Source organism: Mesorhizobium sp. M7A.F.Ca.CA.002.09.1.1, assembly GCF_003998555.1.
In the GTDB taxonomy this organism is placed as follows: Bacteria; Pseudomonadota; Alphaproteobacteria; order Rhizobiales; family Rhizobiaceae; genus Mesorhizobium; species Mesorhizobium ciceri.
This window is the reverse complement of record NZ_RZRR01001042.1, coordinates 1-1,737: the sequence shown is the minus strand read 5'-3', so window position 1 is coordinate 1,737 and position 1,737 is coordinate 1. Positions and strand designations below refer to the sequence as shown.

Sequence of the window (1,737 nt, the reverse complement as noted above, 5' to 3'; positions counted from 1 at the left end):
GTTGCCGCCCGTGCGCTCATAAAGCTCGACGGTTTCGGCGAGGCATCCGCGACCGCCGAAGGACACCATGTCCGGCAGCAGCAAGGCGAAGGGCTCGTTGCCGATAACCTCGCGCGCGCACCAGACGGCATGGCCGAGGCCTTGCGGGGATTGCTGGCGGATGAAGCTGGTGGCGCCGGCCACAGGCAGCATGCTTTCGAGCGCCTCCAGCTGGGTCTTCTTGCCGGTCTGCTCCAGGGTGCCGATCAATTCCGGATGCAGGTCGAAATAGTCCTCGATCACCGCCTTGTTGCGACCGGTCACGAAGACGATGTGTTCGATGCCCGCCTCGAAGGCCTCGTCCACCGCATATTGGACGACGGGCCTGTCGACGACGGGAAGCATTTCCTTCGGCATCGACTTGGTCGCCGGCAGGAACCGCGTTCCAAGCCCCGCCACCGGTATCACGGCCTTCCTGATTTTCTTCATCGCAAATTCCTTCTGAGGAGATCGACTTCAATCCGTTCACAGGCCACGAAAATTCCCTCCATGTGCCTGCATCTTCACCTCCCCGCCCCGACGGCAAATTGTGCCGCCATTCTTCGCAACCGCACGGCGATCGGCATGCCCATATGCCTGACCGCCGCCGGGTCGCTGAGCGCAGTCCGGATCGCCTTGAGCGGGGACCGCGCCTTGATGTGCTGTACCAGTGACAGAAACGATGCCGCCTTGCGCAGGCTGCGGCCACGCCGCGCGAACGCGGCTTGCGCGGCCTCATCCATCCGATGGGTTTGAGCGAACACGGCATCCGCCCTGCGCATGGCTTCGACGTGGTGAAGCTCGAGCACGCGCGAAATGGAGACGCTGCGAATATGGTAGGCATAGCCGATATCGGGCTCGACGACGCATTTTCCGCCGTTGGCCAGGGCGGCGGCAAAGAGGATGTAGTCTTCGCCGATCCTCAGCTTCTCGTCATAGCGAAGCCGGTTTTCGTTCAGGAACTCGCGCTGGAAGATCGGCTTGAGGTAGCCGAGGTTGAACTTGGATTCGAAGACGATGTTGCCGGCGATGTAGGTGGCCAGCGAAATCTCGCGCAAGCCTTCCAGATATTGCCGCGGAAACATCGCGTCCTCGATAACGCCGTCCTCGCGAACGACCTGCAGATTGTCGACGGCGATCTGGGCATCCGCGCTTTCGGCACGCGCGATCATCTTGGCGAGCCGGCCGGGAAAGACCGCGTCGTCGGAATCGAGAACCGCGATCCATCTGCCGCGGGCGGCATCGAGGCCGGCATTCCTGGCGCCGCCCGGGCCGCGATTGCTTGGCAGGGCGATGACACGGACGATATCCCCGGGATAGGCCCGCGCAACATCGAGCGTCGCATCGCGCGACTTGTCGTCGACGACGATGATTTCGACGCTGACACCCTTCTGGGCGATGGCGCTGGCGATCGCCCGATCAAGGGTCGTCTCGGCATTGTAGGCGGCAATAACGAAGGAAACATCGGGGATAGAGCTGACGTCAGGCTGCACGCTTGCCTCCCTCCTGTGGCGAAGGCTGGCCATAGAGGCGGATTTCGCGGATGCCGACGAGGCCGCTGACGACACCAACATGCATAATGCCGCGCAGCACGCTGCGGTTCCTGCGTACCGGACTGACGACGACCGGAAGTGCCGAGGCGAAGCAATAGATGGCCTTTGCCGAGGCCAGGCCGACCTGCTTGGCCAGACCGATTCCGCTGGCGCTGCTGCCCAGGAG

General features: G+C 63.0%; 2 protein-coding genes and 1 pseudogene. All 3 read right to left on the bottom strand.

What is annotated here, in order from left to right; translation table 11 throughout:
• Positions 1-468: UTP--glucose-1-phosphate uridylyltransferase (locus tag EN994_RS29970; RefSeq protein ID WP_164746352.1), on the bottom strand; the 468-nt coding region annotated here is incomplete at its 3' end.
• Positions 469-542: 74 nt separating this feature from the next.
• Positions 543-1,511 (bottom strand): glycosyltransferase family 2 protein, encoded by a 969-nt coding sequence (locus tag EN994_RS29965; RefSeq protein ID WP_063169888.1) that lies wholly within the window; start codon positions 1,509-1,511, stop codon positions 543-545.
• Positions 1,501-1,737, bottom strand: a pseudogene (locus EN994_RS29960) (glycosyltransferase family 2 protein); the annotation flags it as partial. The pseudogene EN994_RS29960 and the gene EN994_RS29965, both read right to left, overlap by 11 nt.